This is a genomic window from Muriicola sp., assembly GCF_049669965.1.
In the GTDB taxonomy this organism is placed as follows: domain Bacteria; phylum Bacteroidota; class Bacteroidia; order Flavobacteriales; family Flavobacteriaceae; genus Muriicola.
Window position 1 is genome coordinate 14,214 of sequence record NZ_JBATLB010000058.1, and the last position, 24,062, is coordinate 38,275.

A 24,062-nucleotide genomic window follows, 5' to 3' on the forward strand; every position below is an offset into this window, starting at 1 on the left:
ATGAAAACAGCTTATATCGTAAAAGCATACAGAACAGCCGTAGGAAAGGCACCCAGAGGTCTTTTTCGTTTTAAACGCCCCGATGAATTAGCGGCCGAAACGATAGAATACCTTATGAAGGAGGTACCTCAGCTCGATAAAAAAAGAATTGATGACGTCATCGTTGGGAATGCCATGCCGGAAGCTGAACAGGGGCTTAATATGGCTCGACTAATTTCCCTGATGGGTCTTAAGATAGAAGATGTTCCCGGTGTGACCGTAAATAGATATTGCGCTTCCGGATTGGAAACTATTGGTATTGCAACCGCAAAAATCCAGGCAGGAATGGCAGATTGTATCATTGCGGGTGGTGCTGAGAGTATGAGTTATATTCCTATGGGTGGGTATAAACCCACCCCTGATTATGCTACGGCTAAAGAGGGCAACGAAGATTACTACTGGGGTATGGGTTTAACGGCCGAGGCTGTTGCTAATCAATTTAAAGTTTCCAGAGAGGATCAGGATGAATTTGCCTTTAACTCGCATATGAAAGCGCTTAAAGCCCAGGAGGAAGGGAAGTTCCAGGACCAGATCGTACCCATAACTATTGAGCACACCTTTGTAAATGCCAAAGGAAAAAAAGAAAGTACTGAATATACCGTTACTAAAGACGAAGGTCCCAGAGCGGATACGACTAAAGAGGTATTGGCAAAATTGCGTCCGGTATTTGCGGCGAATGGTAGTGTTACCGCAGGAAATTCTTCCCAGATGAGTGATGGCGCCGCCTTTGTGCTAGTCATGAGTGAAGAGATGGTAAAGGAATTGAAATTAGAGCCCATAGCCAGGTTGGTCAATTATGCCGCTGCAGGGGTAGAACCAAGGATCATGGGAATTGGACCGGTAAAGGCCATCCCAAAGGCTCTGAAACAAGCAGGCATGAGTTTGGATCAAATAGAACTTATAGAACTAAACGAGGCTTTTGCATCTCAATCCCTCGCAGTGATGCGCGAATTGGATCTGAACCAGGATATTGTAAATGTTAATGGTGGGGCCATTGCCCTGGGTCACCCACTGGGATGTACAGGTGCAAAATTGTCCGTACAACTCTTTGATGAGATGCGCAGACGCAAGATGAAAGGCAAGCACGGGTTGGTAACCATGTGTGTAGGGACCGGGCAAGGTGCCGCTGGGATCTTTGAATTTTTAAATTAGAATCATACAAAATAGTATATCGATGAGTACAGAAACATTAAATAAAGATATTTTACGAGGTGGCCAGTTCCTTGTAAAGGAAACCAACTGTGAAGACGTTTTCACCCTGGAAGACCTCAATGAGGAACAAAAGATGATGCGCGACAGTACAAAAGAGTTTGTAGATCGTGAACTTTGGGCCCACTGGGAACGCTTTGAAAAGAAAGATTACGCATTTACCGAGCAGTGTATGCAAAAAGCCGGAGAACTTGGCTTATTGAGTATTGCAGTCCCTACTGAATACGGAGGCATGGGAATGGGCTTTGTATCAACTATGCTGGTATGTGATTATATTTCTGGTGCAACTGGCTCCTTTAGTACTGCCTTCGGGGCTCACACCGGGATTGGCACACTGCCTATTACGCTTTATGGAACCGAGGAACAAAAGAAAAAATATGTGCCAAAATTAGCTTCAGGCGAATGGTTTGGTGCCTATTGTCTTACAGAACCCGGAGCCGGCTCTGACGCCAATTCAGGTAAAACTAAGGCCGTTCTTTCTGAAGATGGCAAGCATTACAGTATTACAGGTCAAAAAATGTGGATCTCCAATGCCGGATTTTGTAGTCTTTTCATTGTTTTCGCCCGAATCGGAGACGATAAGAACATTACAGGTTTTATTGTGGAAAACGACCCAAAGAATGGAATTTCAATGGGTGAAGAAGAAAAGAAATTAGGAATACACTCCTCCTCTACCCGCCAGGTCTTTTTTAATGATACCAAAGTGCCGGTTGAAAATATGCTGTCCGAACGAGGCAACGGATTTAAAATCGCCATGAATGCCCTGAATGTGGGTAGAATTAAATTGGCAGCAGCTTGTTTAGAAGCTCAAAGGCGCGTATTAAATGAGGCCGTGAACTATGCCAATGAACGCATACAGTTTAAAACGCCAATAATAAATTTTGGGGCCATTCAGTCCAAAATTGCCCAAATGGCCACGAATGCCTATGCAGGCGAATCTGCATGCTATCGTGCCGCCAAGAATATTGAGGATAGAATCTCTATTCGTGAGGCCGAAGGGAACTCACATCAGGAAGCCGAATTGAAAGGTGTTGAGGAATACGCCATAGAATGCTCCATCTTAAAAGTGGCTGTATCGGAAGATGTTCAAAATACTACAGATGAAGGAATACAGATCTTCGGCGGAATGGGCTTTAGTGCAGACACCCCGATGGAAAAGGCCTGGAGAGATGCCAGGATTGCCAGGATCTATGAAGGCACCAACGAAATTAACCGAATGCTGGCAGTAGGCATGCTCGTTAAAAAAGCAATGAAAGGCCATGTGGACCTTCTTGGTCCCGCCACGGCAGTAGGCGAAGAATTGATGGGTATCCCTTCTTTTGACACGCCCGATTTTTCTGAATTATTCGCAGAGGAAAAGGATCTGATTTCCCGACTTAAGAAAGTATTTCTAATGATCGCAGGAAGTGCCGTTCAGAAATTCGGACCGGATCTGGAGTCCCATCAACAAATATTGTTGGCCGCGGCAGACATACTGATCGAGATCTATATGGCTGAGTCTACCTTGCTGCGAACCGAGAAAAATGCCAAGCGAAACGGGAAAGAATCACAAACCGTTCAGATCGCCATGACACAACTCTATTTGTACGAAGCGGTAGATACCGTCATAAAGAAAGGGAAAGAAGCTATTGTTTCCTTTGCTGAAGGTGATGAGCAACGTATGATGCTGATGGGATTGAAACGTTTTACCAAATACACCAATCAGCCTAATGTTGTTGCCTTAAGAAACGTAGTGGCAGAGAAAGTTGCGGCAGATAACGCCTATACATTCGACAGTTAATAGAATAACCTTTTCAATAAAAAACCGCCCCTTATGGGCGGTTTTTGTTTTAGAGCATTTGTACGATTATTCCTTTATTTCAGAAAACTATAGTTTTTGGAATATTCCATCATCTGTTCTGCAAAAGTCGCAGCTTGTTCTACAGATACAGAAATGATCTCCCCGGAATCATTCATTTCCGCCACCAATTCAGGGTTTACAAAACCACTGTAAGGTGAAGAGGTAAAGACCGAATTTCGCTCCAGTACTTCCGCATGTAGTTCCTGGTCTACTTTTACTCCGTACCCTTCAACAAGGTCTTGTGCTGCCTGAAAATCGCCCTCAGATTTGATCCTTTGGGTTTCTCTGAGCAATTCCCCAAAAAGTTCTCTTAGTCTACTGTAGTCGTTAATATTGTAATAGGTCTTGCCATCGCGTTCCACCTTTTCAATGACATTCTCGGCCTTCCCTTTTTCAAAAACCCAGGCCGATACCCATTGACGGTTCACCATATGATCTTCCTCTATATCATCTCCCAGGTTTATGCGTACCAACTGTGTAACCAGTCCGTTTCTGATATACCGATCGTAAGAGGTCTTACCTAATTCCTCAGAATTATCAGTTAGACCAAGTTCCTGTAATTTTGGATCCATCAGAAAGTACAAACCAACCAGGTCTGCGCGCCCTTCTTCCATGGTAGAGGCGTAATTTTTAAGCGTTTCCTTGGGTTGCCCTATCCCCTCATTCAACTGCCCGGAGGCATGCCCAACCACTTCATGCAAAGCGGTAAGTAATTTAGAAGCGATTTTACCGTATTTTTCCTCCAGGGCGATCTCTTCCGCATCATTGGCAAATTCTTTTAAACGCCCCGATCCCCCTGCGTTGTTGTAGGAATCAATAATGTTTCCTAAGGATACCGACTTGCTGCCGTGATCTTGTCGTATCCAGTTGTTATTGGGAAGGTTCACTCCAATAGGCGTGCTGGGTGAGGCATCTCCTGCTTCTGCAGCTACATTCACTGTTTTATAAGATACCCCTACCACATTCTTTTTCTTGTGCTCTTCCATCAAGGGAGACATATCTTCAAACCACTGGGCATTTTCGGATAAAACTGCCATTTGTTTAGACATTTCAAAATCCTTTACCTGGATAATACTTTCATAGGAACCCTTATACCCTTTTGGATCATTGTAAACTTCGATAAATCCGTTGATCCAGTCTATATCCCCTTCTTTTGAATTCACCCAGGAGATGGCATAGGCATCCCAGGTATCCAGACTTCCGGTTTTATAATAGTCTATCAGCAAGGAGAGTGTATTGGCCTGTTGCTCATTTTCAGCAACTCCTTTAGCCAGTTCCAACCATTTTATGATCTCATCTATCGCATTGCCGTACAAACCACCAGATCTATACACCTCCTCCATAAGCATGCCGTCTTTTTTCACCAATTTAGTATTTAACCCAGACTCTACTGGCTTTCCTTCCGGTCCTTTGTAAGCCTTGGCATAAAAGTCTTCTACCTCTTTGTCTGTAATGGACGGATCATAGAAATTGATTGCGGATGCCGCCACATTGTCTACCCCTTTTTTCTTGTTCACCTTTTTAGCATCTTGTTCATTAAAGATCACATCAAAAGGTTCACCACTTAAATCGGTATTAGTTTCTTGTAAAAGCTCGGTCAAATACTCCGGAGTGAATTCCGGAATTAATTTGTCATTGGAATAATGATGGTGTATCCCATTGGAGAACCAAACCCTTTTCAAATAGGTTTCAAATGCTTGCCAATTATCGGAAGTTTTATCCCCGGTATATTTTTCGTAAACACTCTCAAGGGCTTTTCTGATCTGTAAATTATGTCGGTAATTCTGATCCCACATAATATCCCTCCCGGCCAATCCGGCCTGTGAAAGGTAGTATACCAATTTTTTTTGGTCCAGGCTCAATTCGTTGAATCCCGGGATCTGGTAGCGCAGAATCTGTATGTCTGCAAACTGTTCTACCAAGTACTCAAAAGACGTCTCTTCGGCAACTACAACAGCTTTTTCTGAGGTATCTTCATTACAGGACCAAACAATTGCCCCCATTAATAAGCATAAAAACAAAACTTTAAAGTTCATTTTAAATTGATTTTAATTGTTATAGCCCAAATGTAATTAATTAAGTACGTTTCTCGCTATTTTAGCAAATGAAGATCATCAGCAAAGATCCACTGAACAATAAGGTAAATACCATTCACCCTATGACACCTGAACTCCTAAAAGAAGTGTACTCTCCGGAAAAATTCCGGCAACAGGGCCATGACTTAATAGATCTCCTTGCCAATCATCTCGATGCTACCGTACATCAAAAAAATGACCAGGTCATAAAATGGAACCTGCCGGATGATGAGAAGAATTTTTGGATTGAATTCCAGGAAAAAGGAAATATAAAGGATTTCTTCCCTGAAATATTAAAACATACCACACACGTGCACCATCCCAAGTATGTTGGTCACCAGGTTTGTGCCCCCGCTCCGCAGGCTGCTTTGGCCGGTCTTGTTAGTTCCTTTCTCAATAACGGTATGGCTGTTTACGAAATGGGAATGGCCCCCACAGCAATTGAACGAATAGTTACCGATCTACTCGCTAAAAAATTAGGTTTTAAGGAAGAATCGCGAGGAATTCTTACCTCAGGGGGAACTCTTGCCAACCTAACGGCTTTGCTTGCAGCAAGAAAGGCTAAAGTAGCGCAGGATGTATGGAATGAAGGAAGTTCCAAGAAATTAGGGGTTATGGTATCTGCGGAAGCACACTACTGTGTGGACCGGGCTGCCAGGATCATGGGATTGGGTACAGCAGGTATCATTAAGGTACCAGTGAACTCAGACTTTTCCATAGACACTACCCTCCTTGAAAAATATTATAAAGATGCCCAAAACCAGGGGATAGATATATTTGCACTGGTAGGTTCTGCCCCTTCAACCGCCACCGGCATTTACGATGACCTCACCGCATTGAGTTCATTCTGTATTGAAAAAGACATTTGGTTCCATGTGGATGGCGCTCACGGAGGTGCTGCCATCTTTTCTGAAAAGTATAAACACACAGTGAAGGGTATTGACAAGGCAGATTCTGTGGTTATAGATGGGCATAAAATGATGCTTATGTCTGCAATTACCACCGCGCTAATATTTCGTGAAGGTCAGTATTCCCATACCACTTTTAGTCAGCATGCAGACTATCTCCTTCAAGATTCGGAAGAAGAAGATTGGTACAATCTGGCAAAACGAACCTTTGAGTGTACCAAGACCATGATGAGTTTGCAGTGGTTCTTGCTCTTAAAATTATACGGAGAGGCTGTTTTTGATCAGAATGTAACTACACTTTATGATCTGGGACAGGCCTTTGGAGCTTTGATCGGTAAAGATCCAAAATTACAACTGGCCACAACGCCCATGTCTAACATTGTTTGTTTTCGTTTTGTAGAAGCAGGTGTATCGAATGAAATACTTGATAAAATCAACCAAAAAATACGGACTGAATTATTAGAAGAGGGCACCTTCTATATCGTGCAGACCAAGATAAGGGGGGTGCATTTTCTGAGAACTACCATCATGAACCCATTTACAACCCCAGCAGCATTAGAAGAATTACTTACCCTCATAAAACAGAAAGGAGTCGCTTTGATCACTGCATAGATTCCAGGACCTGTTGCTCTGTAGCTTTTTTTGAAAAATTAATCGCACATTCAATCAAGGCGAGATGAGAATAGGCCTGAGGAAAGTTTCCTAAGAGTCTTTTGGTCTTAAAATCAATATCTTCACTAAAAAGGCCTAGATGATTACTATAAGATAACAATCGGTCAAAAAGTGCCATCGCTTTCTCCTCTTCTCCTATCTTAAAAAGGCTATTGATAAACCAAAAAGTACAGATGGTAAAGGAGGAAGAGGGTAATCCGAAATCATCCTCGTTCTTGTAGCGATACAACAAACCGTCATTACTGAGTTCTCGTTCAATGGCTTTAACTGTACTTATAAATTTGGGATCTCGTGCCGGAATAAAGCCATAAGACTCCATGAGCAGTACTGCCGCATCCAAATTTGGAGACCCGTAGGATTGTGTAAAGGCCCCTGCCTCTTCATTCCACGCATTATCCATGATATCCTTTTTGATAGTTTGCTCCAGAAGGCTCCACTTTTCTATCTTCCTAGTTTTACGGAAGATCCTGGCCACTTTGATAGCACGGTCTATGGCTACCCAGCACAATACCTTGGAAAAGGTAAAATGTCTGTCTTCTGTGCGGAACTCCCAAATTCCCTTATCGGGTTCTTCCCAGTGTTTCGCTACGATCCAGACAATACCTTTGGTGATGCCCCATAATTCCTCCCCATTTTCGATGTCAGTGCTGTGTTTGATCAATTGTTCATAAAGCACATCCATCAAAATTCCATAAATGTCATTTTGCTTTTGTTCATAAGCGGCATTTCCGACCCGTACTGGTTTAGACCCTTTATAACCACTTAAATGATCGAGGGTCTTTTCCGTTAATTTTTTTTCCTTATTGATACCGTACATGATCTGCAACTTCTCATCCTTATCGGGAATAAGATCTACTATAAATTGAAGGTATCTTCTGGCTACATTAGTATGTCCTAGATCTGCCATTACTTTAATTGCCATAGACGCATCGCGGATCCAGCAAAATCTATAATCCCAATTGCGAACCTCCCCTATGGTCTCTGGCAATGAAGTAGTTGCGGCAGCGAGTACTGCCCCGGTTTTGTTATAGGTTAATAACTTCAGGGTAATGGCACTGCGGTTTATCTGGGCGTTGTATTTCTTGTAGTTGGGAGTTTTATTGCTCCAGTTTAACCAATATACCTTAGTTCTTTCCAGGTCCAGGTAAACTTTTCGGGTGCTTGGCTGAAAGATCTTTTCATTATATGCCAACAGGAAATAACCATTTTCGGTAACCTCCATTACCCTACCCTCAACTACGGCGTTCTTGTTAAAGGAGGTATAGAGAAAAACCGTCTCAAACTTTTCACCCTGCGTTAAACTTACTATGAATTTCTTTTTAACATAGGTATGTGTCTTACCCATTGCATAGGCTAACCTGGGGTCATATTGAACACTAAAACTAGGTTTACCTGAAATGTGTTTTATAAAGCGAGCTATTTCAGGTGGCCCATAATATGAATTTGCACCCTTTAGATAGCGAGGCATAAAATCGTGTACCTCAAAAATATTCTCCCCCTCACTGAACCTTGTAATAAGAATGGCTGTATGTTTCTTGTAGCGTTGCTCTACGGAATAATCTGGCGCCACTTGTATACTAAAACTACCTCCTTTTTGTTCGTCCAATAATTTTGCAAAAACGGACGATGAGTCAAATTCGGGCAGACAGCTCCATTCAATGGCCCCCGTTTTAGACACAAGTGCCGCACTTCTACAATTTCCTATAATTCCATAATCTAAGTTGTCCATAAATGCGAATCTTGTAAAAATGTTGGTTTCATTGCAATTGCGCCTCAATTTGACGAAATTTAGAGAAATTAAAGCTAAAAGGAGTTAAAAACATTCATTTAATGGCCAAAACTATCATAATCTCAAATCGTCTCCCTGTTCAATTGCAAATTGATAATGGATCGATCATCGCGATCCCTAGTGTAGGAGGATTGGCTACAGGAATGAAATCTGTACATTCTGAAGGGCAAAGCCTTTGGATTGGATGGAGCGGACTAACGGAGGAAGAAATTCCCCACGAACTGGAAGAAAAGATCGATGAGGCCTTAGCCCAACATGGTTCTTCCAAAGTAAAGCTGACCACAGAAGAGGTGGATGGATTTTACTACGGCTTTAGCAACCGAACTATCTGGCCACTTTTTCATTATTTTCTGGAGTATGCGGAGTTTGAACTGGCAAGCTGGAACACCTACAAAGCCGTCAATCAGAAATTTGCAGATGCCATCTTGAAGGAGGCCGCTGAAGATGATATTATTTGGGTTCACGACTATCAGCTCATGCTCGTACCTCAGATGGTGCGTGAGGAAAGACCCGATATTTCTATTGGCTTTTTTCTCCATATACCCTTTCCTTCCTATGAAATTTTCAGGACCTTACCATGGCGTGAAGAAGTATTAATGGGCCTTCTGGGGTCCGACCTAATCGGATTTCACACTTATGACTACGAACGCCATTTTCTGAGCTCTGTGAGGCGTATCCTTGGACTGGAAGTTAGTTTTAATGACATCTATTCGGACGATAGGGTGGTGAAAGTAGATTCATTCCCCATGGGGATAGATTATGCAAAATTTAGTGAAGCCGCTAAACAACATCAATCGCTTTCAAAAAAAGATCAGTCAGAACTTCAAAGGAGACTAAACAAACACAAAGAGGCCTCCCCAGATGCCAAATTTCTGCTATCCATAGATCGCTTAGACTATTCAAAAGGAATTGCAAAACGTTTAAATGCCTATGAATACTTTTTAAAAAAATATCCGCAATACAAGGAAAAGGTACGACTCATTATCCTAGCAGTCCCCTCCAGATCTAATGTACCGCAATACCAACTGTTGAAGAGGGAAATAGATGAACTCGTTGGCAGGATCAACGGGGAACTGGCCACAGTTAGCTGGACACCCATTTGGTATTTTTATCGCTCTATGCCTTTTGATAATCTCATTGATCTGTACACATCATGCGACATTGCCTGGCTCACCCCCATCCGGGATGGAATGAACCTGGTGGCCAAAGAATACATTGCCACCCGTACGGATAAGACCGGTGTACTTATATTAAGTGAAATGGCCGGATCTGCCAATGAAATGAATGAATCCCTGTTGATCAATCCGAATAATTTTGAGCAAATAGCCGATACAATTCACCGGGCGATCCAAATGCCTGAGGAGGAACAAAAAGAGCGAAATAGTGTTTTACAAAAAAGACTGGAACGCTACAATGTAGAAAAATGGGCCAACGACTTTATGAGATCCCTCACCATACAGAGCGATAAGGACCCTACCTACGTAACCAGACGCTTATCGGTAGATCTTACAAATATCATTATGTCCCAGTACAGAAAAGCCAAACGCCGATTGTTGTTTTTAGACTATGACGGCACCCTGGCCGGGTTTAAAAACGATCCCCAAAAAGCTGCTCCGGATGCCGCGTTGTATGAACTGATAGACCAACTTTCCGACTTGCCAAATACCGATGTCTATCTCATCAGTGGACGCGACAAGGAAACTTTTGAACGCTGGTTCCTGAAGAAGAAATACAACATGATCGTAGAACATGGCGTATGGCTTTCAGAGAATGGCTCCGAATTTACAATGCTCGAGAATGTGAAGAAAGATTGGATGGAAAAGATATTGCCTGTGTTAGAGTCTTTTGTAGACAGAACACCCGGCAGTTTTGTTGAGGAAAAGAATTATTCCCTGGCATGGCATTACCGAAATACTGATCCCGACTTTGGGCAAAAACGAGCCTCCGAATTGAATACGGTACTTCGAAGCCTAATTGCCAATGACGATCTAAGTGTGTTGAATGGCAATAAGGTAATGGAGATAAAAAGCAGTAATGTGAATAAAGGAAGAGCTGCAATGCGTATTTTTACTCAGAAAGAATACGATTTTGTGTTTGCAATCGGAGATGACTGGACAGACGAGTTTATGTTTCAGGAATTACCGGAGACAGCAGTAACGGTGAAGGTGGGCAGACAGAAAACACAGGCCAAATACTATCTAGACAGCATAAAAAATGTACGCGACTTACTCCAAAGGTTTACAGAAAAAAAAATATAAGTTCCAGAATATTTTACTCCTCCTGCTCAGTAGTTCATGGGCATTTTTAGGGATGGCTCAGGCAAATACCGAAGTATTTGTGCTTACGCTGAATGTCACTTCAGAAGGTTTGGATTTTTCAGATTTACAGAATATTTCGAACAATCCGGGCTATGACAACCAACCTTCTTTTTACAATGACAATCTGCTGTTATTCTCCTCCACCCGCAACAGCCAAACAGATATTGCCGCATATTACCGGAACAAGGATAGTTTGCAATGGAAAACAAACACCCCAAACGGCAGCGAATACTCCCCTCTGAAGATCCCTGGAAAGAAGGCTTTTTCCGCTATTAGGCTAGATAAGGACGGGACCCAACTTTTGTATGAGTATAACTGGCTAAACGGAGATTCTCGTGTGCTACTAAAAAAACTGAAGGTTGGATATCACCTGTGGTATAGCCCCGATATTCTGGTATCCGCGGTATTAGTGGATAATAGAATGGACCTGGTGGTTTCAAATTTAAAGGATGGCACCAACTATACCTTCCAAAAAAATGTAGGTAGATCTCTCCACAAGATCCCCAACTCAGAACTCATCAGTTTTATCAGTAATGAAGGCGACGGCTTGCAAATAAAGTCAATGAATCCTATTTCCGGAGCAACAAAATTACTCGCTGCTCTTCCTCCCGGGGTTCAGGATATTTGCTGGTTGATAAATGGAACCATTTTGGCAGGTAAGGATAATTCACTCCTCGGACTATCCCCTGAGGCTGGCGAAAGCCAATGGAAAGTACTGACAGAATTCCCGAAAAATAAAATCTCGAATATTTCACGGATCACTCCCAATGCTATATCTGGAAAACTGGCCCTGGTGGCCGAAATTCCATCCAATTAATCCCAGAGCATATGAAGTTTTTACACAACAATAACCGAGTGGAGGCTTTTAGTGATGGTGTTTTTGCCTTTGGAGCCACCCTCATGGTGGTAACCCTGGACATGAATGATACTCTTTTGGTCACAGGAGCCAAAGCAAGCAGTTTTATAAGTTTTGGAGTCAGTTTTTTTGTTTTGGTGATCCTGTGGAAAGTGCACTATAATTTCTTCAGACGAAATAGTTACATAGACAATTGGATCATTGCCTTAAATTCCATTCTCCTCTTTGTGGTACTGTATTACGTATTTCCATTAAAGTCGCTCATCAACTCATGGATGGGCCTACAGGCGATCAACAGGGACGAATTGGCTTCCTTATTTGTGATGTATGGTTTAGGATTTGCCATCATTTTTTTATGCTATGCGCTCATGTATTACAGAGCATATAAAAAGACCAAAGTACTGGATACTTCGATAGAGCTACTTTTTTATGCCCAGCATTTTTCTCTATATACACTTACAGCATTAGTGTCGATTATATTAGGAGTTTTAAAAGTTGGTATTAACTTTGGAGCGCCAGGATTCTTTTATGGCTTGTTAGGCCCATTATGTTACCTGCATGCAACCTGGTTCGATAAAAATTACAGAAAATAATTACTATGAAATATCTATTTATTCCTGTCCTGATCATCTCTTTACAGTTTTCGTATGGGCAATCCTCTAAGGACATTTACGACATCATTGATACCGTTTCTTCGGAACGTATTAAAGCCGATGTCACCCAACTGACAAATTTTGGTACGCGCCATACCCTTAGTGATACCCTTTCTTCAACACGGGGAATTGGCGCGGCCAGGCGTTGGATAAAAAGTGAGTTCGATAATATATCGGTATCATGCAGCAATTGCCTGGATGTATTTTATCATCAAACCCTGGTAAAAAAAGGGGATAATCAGCGGATAGTTAAAGATGTGAAGGTGGTAAACGTCTTAGCCATCCAAAAAGGCACCAAATACCCGGATCGCTACGTCATTATGAGTGGAGATATAGATTCCAGGGTTAGTGACCCAACTGATTACACCTCAGAATCTCCGGGGGCCAATGACAATGCCAGTGGAATGGCAGGCACTATGGAGGCTGCAAGGGTACTGTCCAAATACAATTTTGACAATAGTATTATTTATGTCGGCTTATCTGGCTAAGAACAGGGATTGGATGGGGGTAAATTCCTGGCGGCATTTGCCAAAGAAAAAGGATGGGACATTATTGGGGTTTTAAACAATGATATGATAGGTAATATTACAGGAGTAGATGGTGTGATAAGCAATCGCGATTTCAGGATCTTCTCGGAACCTGTTCCTCCTACTGAAACGGAGCGTGAGCGAAATGCACGAAGATTTTATGGAGGTGAGGTAGATGGAATTTCAAGGCAATTGGCCCGCTATATTCACAAGACCACAAGGACCTATATGCCCGAAATGAACCCAATGCTTATTTACCGTCTGGACAGATTTGGCAGAGGAGGGCATCACAGACCTTTCAATGACGAAGGTTTTCCGGGCATCAGGATCATGGAGGCCCATGAAAATTACACCCAACAACATCAGGATATACGTCTTGAGGATGGGACAGCATATGGTGACGTATTGGAACACGTAAATTTCGAATACGCCAAGAAACTGACTGCCGTGAACGCTATTAATCTGGCCTCTCTGGCCTGGGCACCTCCTGCCCCTAAAGAAGTTCAGATCGGGGGGATCGTTGCCCCGTCTGCTATTTTAAAATGGAGCAAGTCAGAAGGCGCAGTCGCTTACAAGATCTACTGGCGAGATACTACCTCCCCTACCTGGGATCACAGCAGGCTGGTGGGTGATATTGATGAGTTCGCCCTGGAAGGGATCGTTATAGATAATTATTTCTTTGGGGTTGCCGCGGTGAGTGCAGAAGGATTTGAAAGTCCGGTTGTGTTTCCCAATGGTATTTTCCGGAACTAAGGTAATATGACCGCAAATCGCTTTATAACTAAAGGACTTTTGGGGGGCCTATGTATGCTGCTCTTTGGTTGTGGACCAGAACAGAAAGAAACTACTCCCCCCACTATTGCAGGCTACCTTCCTGACCTCAACATCCTCTTTGAGGATTACGAGAAAATGGAGCGTGCCAATCGCTTTGATGATATTGCAAGAGAGATCATTATCGCAAACAGGGACCTGAATTCGTCGGAGCTCTACATGGAAGCTGCCTCCCTGTATCAACTTTCAGATAAACTAGACTCTACGGTGTTTTACATCCACAAGGCCCTGGATTACGGAATGGCCAATCCCACCATCTTAAAACAATACCCAGGCCTTAAAGACATGAAAACCAAGGAGGTGAAACATCTTCAAAAACGTCTCGATTCTTTGAAAACAAGACTCCATAATATTTCAAATTTTACCCTGGAAATGAGGTCAATGGATCAATTCTGGCCCTATTTTGAACGAGCAAAAGCTAATCCCGATAGTGCCAAAATCTATTTAAAGGAGTTTATTCTATCAGGGCCTCCGGAGATCAGAGACTATTTCGCTATCCGCTATTACAATGTTGAAAATATGTACGGACAAATGATCAATGGCTCCCCGGCTTACTATAGCTATCTGCAGAAATATTTAAAGAACCAAGATCTGGAGGGACTAAAGAAACAAACTGCCCTGGCCATGGAGTCTTTTAAATCCTTGTATCCCAGTGCGGTGTTCCCTAAGGTCTTTATGGTGCCCGGCTTGTTAAATTCCGGTGGTACCGCTTCCGAAATGGGATTGTATATTGGAGGGGATATGTACGGAAGGTCCGATACAATGCCAGTTACAGAATTAAGTGAATGGCAAAAAGAGGCCATCATGGAAATAAACAAACTTCCCCAACTCATTCTTCATGAATTGATGCATTTTCAGCAAAATTACGGCGATACTGAAAACAAGGATAAAGTACTTAACAAGATCATTGAAGAAGGGGTCTGTGATTTCCTGGTAGAGCTTACAACAGGAGATCCCATACAAACTACCCAATTGGAATATTTGAAAATTCCGGAAAATTTTAAGGCAATATCCGAGGACCTCCAACGAGAATTGTATTCAGATGATCTTTCTAATTGGATGTACAATGGTGGATCTATTGAAGACAGGCCAAACGACCTGGGATATGCCCTGGGCTACCTTATTTCAAAGTCGTATTATCAAAATGCTTCAGATAAGACTAAAGCCCTGGAAGCGCTTCTTACCACAAATGATATGCGATCTATTCTGGAGGCCAGCGATTACGGGTATCTTTTGATAATAGACCCATCTATCTAAACGAATAACATGAAATACAGCCGTTTTTGCATCCTGCTTTTGAGTGTTTTACTGGCCCATAATGGGCATGCACAGCTGTTTACACAGCAAGATAGCCTTCGCGGCAGTATCACTCCGGAAAGAGCCTGGTGGGATCTTACTTTCTATGACCTGCAGCTAAAGGTAGATCCGGATAATAAGTTTATTGAAGGGTCTAATCTAGTTCGCTATAAGGTGTTGAAACCATCTCAGCTTATGCAAATAGACCTGCAACAACCCATGAAGATCTTAAGCATATTTCAAGATGGAAAACCTTTGAGCTACACAACCAAGGGTTATTCACATTTTATAAGCCTGGATAAACCTCAGCAGGTGGGTGACCTCAATGAAATTTTGATCAATTACTCCGGAAATCCCCGGGAAGCGATAAGGGCCCCCTGGGATGGAGGCTTTTCATGGCGTGAAGATTCTAACGGTAAGCCTTTTGTTGCCACCTCCTGTCAGGGTCTGGGGGCCAGTTCTTGGTGGCCCAACAAGGATCATATGTACGATGAGGTAGACAGCATGGCCATCCGGGTTACCGTGCCCAAGGATCTGGTGGCAGTGGCCAATGGCAAACTTAAACAGGTTCATGAGCAAGAAGACAGCAAGACATACGACTGGTATGTTGCGAACCCCATCAATAATTACGGAGTGAATGTAAATATTGCCGACTATACCTCATATGAAGAGACCTACGCCGGCGAAAAGGGTCCTTTAGAGATTTCTTACTATGTGCTAAAAGAAAATTTGGAAAAGGCCAAGGAACAATTCAAACAAGTACCCCTTATGCTGGAAGCCTTTGAATATTGGTTCGGACCCTATCCCTTCTATGAGGACAGCTATAAGTTGGTTGAGGTACCCTATCTGGGTATGGAACATCAGAGTTCTATTACCTATGGAAACAAATACCAAAATGGCTATCTGGGCTATGACCTGTCTGGTTCCGGATGGGGAATGACATTCGACTTTATTATTATTCACGAATCCGGCCACGAGTGGTTCGCCAATAGTATTACGTATAAGGATATGGCAGATATGTGGGTCCATGAGGGCTTTACAGCCTATTCAGAAAATCTTTACCTGGATTATCACGAGGGCAAGACCGCATCATCCGAATATGTTGTGGGCACCCGCCGAAATATTCGGAATGACCGGCCTGTCATTGGTCCGTATGGCGTTAATAAATCAGGTTCTGGCGATATGTATTACAAAGGCGCCAATATGCTTCACACCCTCAGACAATTGCTGGAAGACGATGATAAATGGCGGGGGATTCTGCGCGGACTGAATTCAGAATTTTATCATCAAACCGTCACCACTGATCAAATTGAAAATTATCTCAGCGAGCACACAGGAATAGATCTCACTGCCTTTTTTAACCAATATCTGAGGACAAATAAGATCCCAACGCTCCTATATAAAATAGAAGAAGATACTATTACATACAGGTATACCGATGTTGTCCCGGACTTTGATATGCCGGTGCGTATTTTCATTGGGGATACTACCCATTGGCTTTTTCCAACAACGGACTGGAAAAACGATAAACTATCTAAGGCAGCCCAAATGGTCGTAGATAAGAACCTTTATATCAAAGCCAAAAGGTTAAATTAAAATAAGATACCTTTGCACAATCATTTTCTGCTCTCACTAAGCCAGCGTGTTATCGTTCTTAGTAAATTTCGAGTGAAGATGCCGTTCCTATCATGTCTAAATTACCAAAGAAACATCGCTTTGTAGACCTTTCAGATTATGGAAGACCTGCAGGAAAAAAAATAGCCATTTTACTTAAAAATACCTCCGCAACCCCCATCCATATTACGCTCAGTTTTGTTGTATGTGGCATTATGGCTACCATTTGTATATTATTACAATACTACTGGGCAGCGGCCGTATTGTTAGTGATAAAATCTATACTAGATGCCGCCGATGGCGAATTGGCCCGATTAAAGAAAACCCCTTCATATACAGGTCGTTACCTGGATTCTATCTCCGATATTATCTTAAACATCCTTCTTTTAACAACCATCTGGTATGTAACCGAAGGATCCGTAATCTTTACAATCCTTGCATTATTCGGGCTTCAATTACAAGGTACCCTATACAATTATTACTATGTAATACTGCGTAACAGATTCAATGGCGATACCACCAGTAGAGTATTTGAAAATGAAGTTCCCAAGGCCATGGCAGGGGAAAAACAACAACATGTAACCCTACTTTTCAATATCTATCATTTTTTCTATGGTCCATTTGATAAGATAATTTACCGTTTGGATCGGGAAGCAGTTGAGGGCAAAGAATTACCGAAGTGGTTTATGACAACCGTATCAACATTTGGTCTTGGTTTCCAACTATTGATAATAGGCGGGATGCTGGTTTTTGATCTGAAGGACTATATCATTCCTTTTTTTATTGGTTTTTCTCTTTTAATTTTCATTTTTATAGGATTGAGAAGGTTTCTAAATCGGTAATTCTTTCTACCTTACCTTTTCACAGAACACAAGCGTTTCCAAGCTAAAGGACAACCTTGTTCACCTATAAATAACTATTGCAATGCAACGACTTTTTATCCTTATTTGTGTAATCCTTCTGGGATCATGCCAACCAACACCCGAGCAAAAGATAACATCGGGCACTCTTATTTCAGATGTTTCCATCATAGAGGTGTCTAGCGGAAATATATTAGAACATCAATTTGTTGAGATAGACTCTGGTAAGATCAGACGAATTCTAACGTCGGTCAAGGATTTAAATTCTTATCAAACAGTAATTGACGGGAAAGGCAAGTTCCTGATACCTGGTTTATCGGAAATGCATGCTCATATTCCTTCCCCACCGGTCTCAAAAGAATCATTGGAAGACATCCTTTTTTTATACCTCTCTAATGGTATCACAACTATCCGAGGAATGTTGGGGCACCCATCGCACCTCGAACTTAAAAAAATGGTGGCTAAAGGCGAGGTACTGGGTCCCAGAATCTTTACCTCCAGCCCATCGCTTAATGGCAACACCGTAAGGACCCCGGAGGAAGCTAAAGCCAAGGTTACACAGTATCAGCAAGATGGGTACGACTTTCTAAAAATTCACCCTGGTATTTTAAGACCGGTATTCGATCAGATAGTAATGACTGCAAACGAGGTAAATATTCCCTTTGCAGGTCATGTACCTGTAGATGTGGGTATACGCCATGCATTGAATAGCGGCTACTCTTCTATTGATCACGTAGATGGGTTTTTGGAAGGCCTTGTTCCTGAGAGCGCCCATGTAAATCCAAGAGAAAATGGATTTTTTGGGTATGATTTTACTATGCTGGCCGATACTACGCTGATCCCCTCCCTGGTTGGATTATCCAAGAAGAATAAGGTATGGATAGTCCCTACTCAAAGTCTCTTTGAGCGTTGGTTTGCCCCGGTTTCATCAGACCAACTATTAAGAGAGCCGGAAATGAGCTATATGCCGGTGACCACCCTCACTAACTGGAAGATCCGTAAAGAACAATCCATGGGAAAAGACACAGGTTTTAGTGAAGTTCAATGGGAGCGATTTAATGCAATCCGACTTCAGTTGATCAAGGCTTTACAAGAAAACGGACACGGAATGCTACTAGGGTCAGACGCCCCTCAATTATTCAATGTCCCGGGCTTCTCTATTCATCACGAAATAGAAGGAATGCTCCATGCTGGATTATCTCCGCTTCAGATCCTTCAAAGTGGCACTATGAATCCGGCTATTTATTTTGAACGCCAAGAAGAATTCGGACAAATAAAGGAAGGCTTGGCTGCAGACTTGTTGCTTTTAGGGGGAAATCCGCTGGAAGATATGCAAGCACTAAAAAAATTAGAGGGTGTAATGATCGCGGGCAGGTGGATAGATCGGAAAACCATCGACAAAAAACTTAAGGTCATCGCGTCACATGCAGAAAATCAATAATCAGATGGATATGAAATTCTTTAAACATCTCATTGTGTTAACATCGGTTTTAAAAAAAATATCTGTTGCAGTCTTTTTCTTTACCTTCTTTCACGGTCTTGGTCAAACCCTATTGGTACCAGATCGCGTATTTGATGGTGAGACGATGCATTCAGGATGGGTTGTTACTATTACCGGAAACATAATAACCTACGCAGGCACCCCTGAAGGATTTAAGGGATCAAAAGGCGTAACAAAAATTTCCCTTCCTGGTATGACATTGATGCCCGGCATTATTGAGGGTCATTCTCATCTCTTGTTACATCCATATAATGAAACATCCTGGAATGACCAGGTCTTAAAGGAATCTCCAGCAGAAAGAGCTATTAGGGGAGTTGTCCATGCCAGGAATTCTCTAATGGCCGGCATCACCACTATGCGCGATCTGGGTGCAGAAGGAGCGGGATACACGGATGTTTATTTAAAAAAGACCATAGATGAAGGGATCATTCCCGGACCCCGATTACTGGTGGCAGGTCCTGCCATTGTTGCTACAGGGGCATACGGCCCAAAGGGTTTTCACGATGGTGTAAGCGTACCTTTGGGAGCCGAAACTGCCAGTGGTATAGATGAGGTTATTAAGACGGTGCGCAGGCAACTTGGGAATGGCGCTTCCTTTATCAAGGTTTATGCAGACTACAGATGGACCCCGGGCGCTCCTTCTCAGCCAACGTTTTTACCTCAGGAGCTGGAAGCTATGGTAGCTACCGCTACATCTGCAGGGAGCTATGTAGTAGCGCACGCCAGTACCCCAGAAGGTATGCGCCGCGCCATAATGGCGGGTGTAGAAACTATTGAGCACGGAGACGGGGGCACTCTTGAGATCTTTGAATTAATGAAAAAAAATAATGTGGCCTTATGCCCTACCCTGGCTGCTGGTGATGCCATTGAACAATACATGGGTTGGGATAAAGAAAAAGAAAGTGAACCCGATAGGATTAAAGCGAAGAAAATCTCGTTTAACCTTGCGCTAAAATCAGGAGTTACCATAGTATTTGGAGGTGATGTAGGGGTCTTTCCCCACGGAGAGAACTACCGGGAGATGCAATTAATGGTCTCTTACGGCATGCAACCACTGGAGGTTTTAAAGACCGCTACTAGTGTAAATGCAAAGGTTTTTCATTTAAACAATCTGGGACAGATTAGACAAGGCTATCTGGCAGATCTAATTGCTGTAAAAGGAGATCCTTCTAAGGATATATTGGCCATAAAAAACATAAAGATGGTTATGAAGGATGGGGAAATACTAAAACAGGAAAATTAGTGATGTAAGCTGTTCTTGGCCTCTTCCATGCCTTGCCAAAGCAATTCAGAAATTCTTTTTCAGGGCTCTTTCTGTAAAGTAGATCATAGCGATACTGCTAACCAAAACCAAGGACACAATTAGGATTACATTGGTCATTTCATCAAAATGAAAGAAGAACCCTGTAAAGATTCCAAACAATGTAAGCAGAAAACCTTGTTTGATCATTTCCTTGGCGGCTATTATCTGGGCAAAGTCCCATCGTTCCTGAGATCTCATTGAAGAGGACGTCCTGTACCCATACCATCTGTTTACTTTTTTAGGCGGAAAAATCCTGAGTAAATTTCCCATTAGTAAGAAGGCTATTCCCACAAAAAGGCATCCCAGAAATAAGCTATTAGAAAAGGTCATCGTTGCTTTTGCTGTAAATATATAGCTTATCCATTAAATTTAGATTCCAATCTTGTGTCTGCGGAGTTTCTTTATCCGGAATTAATTTAAAAAATATACTCTACTTCATTAACAACTCTTTAAGAGTTGCAAGGAGTGATTTTGGTATATTTAACAATCTAACTTCGAACGAACACCAACTATGAAAAAAAGTTTACTCTCAGTGATGCTGTTGGCATCTGTCTCCCTCTTTGCACAAGATTTTAAAATGGACCTGGTCCAGGACCTAAAACCACGAAACATAGGCCCTGGCGGCATGAGTGGAAGGGTAACAGCCATTGATGTGGTCCACACCGATCCGGATCTTATGTACGTGGGTACCGCCTCAGGCGGGTTGTGGAAATCATCCTCAGGTGGAATTACCTGGAATCCGGTCTTTGACAAGGAAGTAACTGCCTCTATCGGTGCGGTAGCCATCCAACAAAGCAATCCTTCGGTTATCTGGGTAGGGACAGGAGAAGGAAATCCAAGGAATAGCCTCAACGGAGGTTATGGGGTCTATAAGTCGCTCGACGGTGGCAAGACATGGATGGCCATGGGATTGGAAAAAACGAGACATATTCACAGGATTATTATAGATCCTGCAGATCCTAACACAGTATATGTGGGGGCCATAGGTTCTCCCTGGGGGGAACATCCGGAACGTGGGGTCTTTAAAACAACAGACGGCGGCAAGTCGTGGTCCAAAGTACTTTTTGTGAATAACCGGACGGGGGTTGCCGACCTGATAATGGACCCAACGAATCCAAATAAACTATTTGCCGCTATGTGGGAACACAAAAGAGATCCCTGGTTCTTTAAATCCGGAGGTGCAGGAAGTGGACTTTATATGACGCACGACGGAGGGGATAATTGGAAAAAGATAGGCGAAGAAGAAGGCTTTCCCAAAGGGGAATTGGGGAGGATAGGTGTTGCAGTTGCCCGCAGTAAACCTTCGGTGGTCTATGCACTGGTGGAAGCTAAGAAGAATGCGCTCTACAAATCCGAGGATGGCGGATTTAAATGGAAAATGATCAATAACAAAAGTGATATTGGGAACAGACCGTTTTACTATTCCGAGATCTATGTGGATCCACAAAATGAGAACAGGGTCTATTCGGTCTTTACCTATGTGAATGTTTCAGAAGACGGAGGTAAAAATTTTACTGAATTAATGCCGGCCTATGGGGTCGCCAATGGAGTACATCCGGATCATCATGCCTGGTGGATCCATCCCGAAGATGGGAGCTTTATGATCGATGGAAATGACGGAGGGATGAATATCACAAGGGATAGAGGTGACAGTTGGCGGTTTATAGGGAACCTACCCGTGGGTCAGTTCTACCATATCAGCACAGATAATGAATTTCCCTATAATGTCTATGGGGGCATGCAGGATAATGGTTCATGGCGCGGCCCGGCCTATGTCTGGAAAGACCAGGGAATTCGCAATAGCTATTGGCAGGAGATTGCCTTTGGCGATGGATTTGACGTGGTACCGGACAAAGAGGATTCGCGTTACGGCTATGCGATGAGTCAGCAGGGATTTGTTAGCAGGTACGATCATATCACCGGGAATAACTACACCGTACGTCCTACCCCACCAGATGCCACCACCGAATTGAGATTTAACTGGAATGCGGGTATCGGACAAGATCCGTTTGACACTAATACCGTGTATTTTGGCAGTCAGTTTGTACATAAAAGCACCAATAAGGGCCTTACCTGGGAAGTGATCTCCCCGGATATGACCACTAACGATCCTGAAAAACTTAAGCAAAGTGAAAGTGGAGGACTCACCATGGATGCAACCGGTGCGGAAAACCACTGCACTATCTTGGTCATTGAACCCTCCCCGGTAGAAAGAAATATGCTGTGGGTTGGAACCGATGACGGACGGGTACATATTACCCAGAATGGCGGTGCGAATTGGACAGAAGTTACCCAAAACATAAAAGGACTCCCTAAAGGTAGTTGGATCCCGCAGATCAGGGCTACTAAAAACCTGGGCGAAGCATACCTTATCGCAAATGATTACAGAAGGTTTAATTACACTCCGTATGCCTTTAGAACGAGGGATTACGGGAAGACCTGGGAACGGATCGTAGATCAGAATGATGTTCAAAGCTATACGCTTTCTATTGTAGAGGATCCGGAAAATCCGAATCTTGTATTCCTTGGCACAGACGACGGACTATATGTATCCTTCGATGGAACTAAAAAATGGCAAAAATGGACAGAAGGGTTTCCTACCGTCTCCACCAAGGACCTTGCAATACACCCAAGGGAGCAAGATCTTGTTATTGGAACTTTTGGGCGTGCCGCCTGGGTGTTAGATGATATAAGGCCCCTGCGAGCTGTTGCGGCAGATCCGGGGATACTGCTGAGGGATATTAAAGTATTCGATCCGCCTACCGCTTACCAGGCAGCCTATCAGCAACCCACCGGTAGCCGTTTTGGAGCCGATGCCCTATTTAATGCAGAAAACCGGAAGGAAGGTGCAATGATCACCTTTTTCTTAAAGGATGGATATAAAAAGGAAGTGTCAAAGAAAGAGTCTGATGAAGGGAAGGAAGAAGACGATGAGGCCAAAGAAGATGAAAACGGAGAAGGAAATGAAACGGAAAAAACAAAAGACTCCGTACAAGTTCAGATCTACAACGCGGATAAACTGATAAGGACCTTAAAATTCAAAACACCAGAAAAGGCAGGTTTCCACAGGGTCTATTGGAATATGGACGAAAAAGGTCCGGACAGGCCCTCGCGTACCATCCGAAAGCGAAACAGAGAAGCCGGTGGGGTAAATGTAAAACCGGGTACCTACAAGCTGGTTGTTTCCTTGGGTGAAGCATCGGATGAAACCATGATCACAGTTGCTTCCGATCCACGATTGGATACCTCAGCAGGAGTCATCAACGAAGTCTATGAAGCCAGTAAAAAACTGGAAAGCTTTACCCAGACCGCAGCCAATGCCGTTAAACAACTTGCAGAAAGTAAAAAAGTGGCAGACGAATATCAAAAGGAACTTAAAGAGCTAGATAAAGAAGCATTTAAGGATGCCATCAAGGCTTCTAAGGATATTTCAAAGAAAATTGATGGACTTATAGATATCTATCTGGGAAAAGAAGACAAAAGACAAGGAATTACCCGCAATCCGGAGCTTACTGTTACAAGGAGAATTGGGAATGCCTACCAATATGTAAGATCGCGAAAAACCGGGATCACGGAAACTGAGACCCGACTCATAGAATTCGCGGAAGCAGACCTAAAGGGGGCTTTGGAGAAGACCAATACCTTTTTTAGGGAAGACTGGAAAAACTACAAGGACACCATAGAGCCCCTTAGTATCTCAAAGTTTAAGGAAACTGCATCCATTACAATGGATTAAGTCTTGGTAGAAAAACCGTTACAATACCTAACAAT

General features: G+C 42.9%; 15 protein-coding genes and 1 pseudogene. 13 read left to right on the forward strand and 3 right to left on the reverse strand.

The features are described from left to right. Both WBM49_RS03540 and WBM49_RS03545 read left to right on the forward strand, forming a co-directional pair. A complete protein-coding gene (locus WBM49_RS03540; RefSeq protein WP_424370687.1) occupies nucleotides 1–1,191 on the forward strand; it encodes an acetyl-CoA C-acyltransferase in 1,191 nt (396 codons plus the stop codon). 22 nt (nucleotides 1,192–1,213) lie between these two features. Next, nucleotides 1,214–3,028: an acyl-CoA dehydrogenase family protein gene (locus WBM49_RS03545; RefSeq protein ID WP_424370688.1), complete on the forward strand. Its 1,815-nt coding sequence runs from the start codon at nucleotides 1,214–1,216 to the stop codon at nucleotides 3,026–3,028. Nucleotides 3,029–3,102: 74 nt separating this feature from the next. Here WBM49_RS03545 and WBM49_RS03550 read toward each other — a convergent pair whose 3' ends face one another. Beyond that, nucleotides 3,103–5,124: a dipeptidyl-peptidase 3 family protein gene (locus tag WBM49_RS03550; RefSeq protein ID WP_424370689.1), complete on the reverse strand. Its 2,022-nt coding sequence runs from the start codon at nucleotides 5,122–5,124 to the stop codon at nucleotides 3,103–3,105. A gap of 68 nt (nucleotides 5,125–5,192) precedes the next feature. Between WBM49_RS03550 and WBM49_RS03555 the strand changes: the two genes are divergently transcribed. Continuing rightward, on the forward strand, nucleotides 5,193–6,683 hold the full coding sequence (locus WBM49_RS03555; RefSeq protein WP_424370690.1) for a pyridoxal phosphate-dependent decarboxylase family protein: 1,491 nt from the start codon (nucleotides 5,193–5,195) through the stop codon (nucleotides 6,681–6,683). Here WBM49_RS03555 and WBM49_RS03560 read toward each other — a convergent pair. Then, the gene (locus tag WBM49_RS03560; protein ID WP_424370691.1) at nucleotides 6,673–8,472 is read right to left on the reverse strand and encodes a glycoside hydrolase family 15 protein; all 1,800 of its coding nucleotides are present in this window, start codon (nucleotides 8,470–8,472) and stop codon (nucleotides 6,673–6,675) included. The two genes, WBM49_RS03555 and WBM49_RS03560, sit on opposite strands and share 11 nt — an antisense overlap. 101 nt (nucleotides 8,473–8,573) lie before the next feature. On the opposite strand from WBM49_RS03560, the gene WBM49_RS03565 reads away from it, so the two are divergent. The 9 genes and pseudogenes from WBM49_RS03565 to WBM49_RS03605 all read left to right on the forward strand — a co-directional run bounded on the left by WBM49_RS03565 (nucleotide 8,574) and on the right by WBM49_RS03605 (nucleotide 20,231). Next, nucleotides 8,574–10,790: a bifunctional alpha,alpha-trehalose-phosphate synthase (UDP-forming)/trehalose-phosphatase gene (locus WBM49_RS03565; RefSeq protein ID WP_424370692.1), complete on the forward strand. Its 2,217-nt coding sequence runs from the start codon at nucleotides 8,574–8,576 to the stop codon at nucleotides 10,788–10,790. Further along, the gene (locus WBM49_RS03570; RefSeq protein ID WP_424370693.1) at nucleotides 10,747–11,667 is read left to right on the forward strand and encodes a hypothetical protein; all 921 of its coding nucleotides are present in this window, start codon (nucleotides 10,747–10,749) and stop codon (nucleotides 11,665–11,667) included. The genes WBM49_RS03565 and WBM49_RS03570 overlap by 44 nt, the downstream gene beginning before the upstream one ends. Nucleotides 11,668–11,678: 11 nt before the next feature. Then, nucleotides 11,679–12,299 carry a TMEM175 family protein gene (locus WBM49_RS03575; protein ID WP_424370694.1) on the forward strand — a complete coding sequence of 207 codons (621 nt, stop codon included), beginning with the start codon at nucleotides 11,679–11,681 and terminating at the stop codon, nucleotides 12,297–12,299. 5 nt (nucleotides 12,300–12,304) lie between these two features. Beyond that, nucleotides 12,305–13,639: pseudogene (locus WBM49_RS03580) on the forward strand (M28 family peptidase). 6 nt (nucleotides 13,640–13,645) lie between these two features. Next, a complete protein-coding gene (locus WBM49_RS03585; protein ID WP_424370695.1) occupies nucleotides 13,646–14,974 on the forward strand; it encodes a DUF2268 domain-containing putative Zn-dependent protease in 1,329 nt (442 codons plus the stop codon). A 9-nt stretch (nucleotides 14,975–14,983) separates the two neighbouring features. Further along, a complete protein-coding gene (locus tag WBM49_RS03590) occupies nucleotides 14,984–16,609 on the forward strand; it encodes a M1 family metallopeptidase (RefSeq protein WP_424370696.1) in 1,626 nt (541 codons plus the stop codon). 92 nt (nucleotides 16,610–16,701) lie between these two features. Beyond that, nucleotides 16,702–17,469: a CDP-alcohol phosphatidyltransferase family protein gene (locus WBM49_RS03595; protein ID WP_424370697.1), complete on the forward strand. Its 768-nt coding sequence runs from the start codon at nucleotides 16,702–16,704 to the stop codon at nucleotides 17,467–17,469. An 82-nt stretch (nucleotides 17,470–17,551) separates the two neighbouring features. After that, nucleotides 17,552–18,928, forward strand: a complete 1,377-nt coding sequence (locus tag WBM49_RS03600) for an amidohydrolase family protein (RefSeq protein WP_424370698.1) — start codon at nucleotides 17,552–17,554, stop codon at nucleotides 18,926–18,928. Nucleotides 18,929–18,938: 10 nt separating this feature from the next. Continuing rightward, nucleotides 18,939–20,231: a metal-dependent hydrolase family protein gene (locus WBM49_RS03605; protein ID WP_424370699.1), complete on the forward strand. Its 1,293-nt coding sequence runs from the start codon at nucleotides 18,939–18,941 to the stop codon at nucleotides 20,229–20,231. A gap of 45 nt (nucleotides 20,232–20,276) precedes the next feature. On the opposite strand, the gene WBM49_RS03610 is transcribed toward WBM49_RS03605, so the two are convergent. After that, on the reverse strand, nucleotides 20,277–20,561 hold the full coding sequence (locus WBM49_RS03610; RefSeq protein WP_424370700.1) for an SdpI family protein: 285 nt from the start codon (nucleotides 20,559–20,561) through the stop codon (nucleotides 20,277–20,279). A 241-nt stretch (nucleotides 20,562–20,802) separates the two neighbouring features. Between WBM49_RS03610 and WBM49_RS03615 the strand changes: the two genes are divergently transcribed. Next, complete coding sequence (locus WBM49_RS03615) at nucleotides 20,803–24,027, forward strand: VPS10 domain-containing protein (RefSeq protein ID WP_424370701.1); 3,225 nt, start codon at nucleotides 20,803–20,805, stop codon at nucleotides 24,025–24,027. Nucleotides 24,028–24,062 lie beyond the last annotated feature (35 nt).

Excerpts from the sequence above, each read along its gene's own strand:
- WBM49_RS03540 (WP_424370687.1), top strand. The coding sequence starts at position 1 with ATGAAAACAGCTTATATCGTAAAAGCATACAGAACAGCCGTAGGAAAG.
- WBM49_RS03545 (WP_424370688.1), top strand. The coding sequence starts at position 1,214 with ATGAGTACAGAAACATTAAATAAAGATATTTTACGAGGTGGCCAGTTC.
- WBM49_RS03550 (WP_424370689.1), bottom strand. The coding sequence starts at position 5,124 with ATGAACTTTAAAGTTTTGTTTTTATGCTTATTAATGGGGGCAATTGTT.
- WBM49_RS03555 (WP_424370690.1), top strand. The coding sequence starts at position 5,193 with ATGAAGATCATCAGCAAAGATCCACTGAACAATAAGGTAAATACCATT.
- WBM49_RS03560 (WP_424370691.1), bottom strand. The coding sequence starts at position 8,472 with ATGGACAACTTAGATTATGGAATTATAGGAAATTGTAGAAGTGCGGCA.
- WBM49_RS03565 (WP_424370692.1), top strand. The coding sequence starts at position 8,574 with ATGGCCAAAACTATCATAATCTCAAATCGTCTCCCTGTTCAATTGCAA.
- WBM49_RS03570 (WP_424370693.1), top strand. The coding sequence starts at position 10,747 with ATGTACGCGACTTACTCCAAAGGTTTACAGAAAAAAAAATATAAGTTC.
- WBM49_RS03575 (WP_424370694.1), top strand. The coding sequence starts at position 11,679 with ATGAAGTTTTTACACAACAATAACCGAGTGGAGGCTTTTAGTGATGGT.
- WBM49_RS03585 (WP_424370695.1), top strand. The coding sequence starts at position 13,646 with ATGACCGCAAATCGCTTTATAACTAAAGGACTTTTGGGGGGCCTATGT.
- WBM49_RS03590 (WP_424370696.1), top strand. The coding sequence starts at position 14,984 with ATGAAATACAGCCGTTTTTGCATCCTGCTTTTGAGTGTTTTACTGGCC.
- WBM49_RS03595 (WP_424370697.1), top strand. The coding sequence starts at position 16,702 with ATGTCTAAATTACCAAAGAAACATCGCTTTGTAGACCTTTCAGATTAT.
- WBM49_RS03600 (WP_424370698.1), top strand. The coding sequence starts at position 17,552 with ATGCAACGACTTTTTATCCTTATTTGTGTAATCCTTCTGGGATCATGC.
- WBM49_RS03605 (WP_424370699.1), top strand. The coding sequence starts at position 18,939 with ATGAAATTCTTTAAACATCTCATTGTGTTAACATCGGTTTTAAAAAAA.
- WBM49_RS03610 (WP_424370700.1), bottom strand. The coding sequence starts at position 20,561 with ATGGGAAATTTACTCAGGATTTTTCCGCCTAAAAAAGTAAACAGATGG.
- WBM49_RS03615 (WP_424370701.1), top strand. The coding sequence starts at position 20,803 with ATGAAAAAAAGTTTACTCTCAGTGATGCTGTTGGCATCTGTCTCCCTC.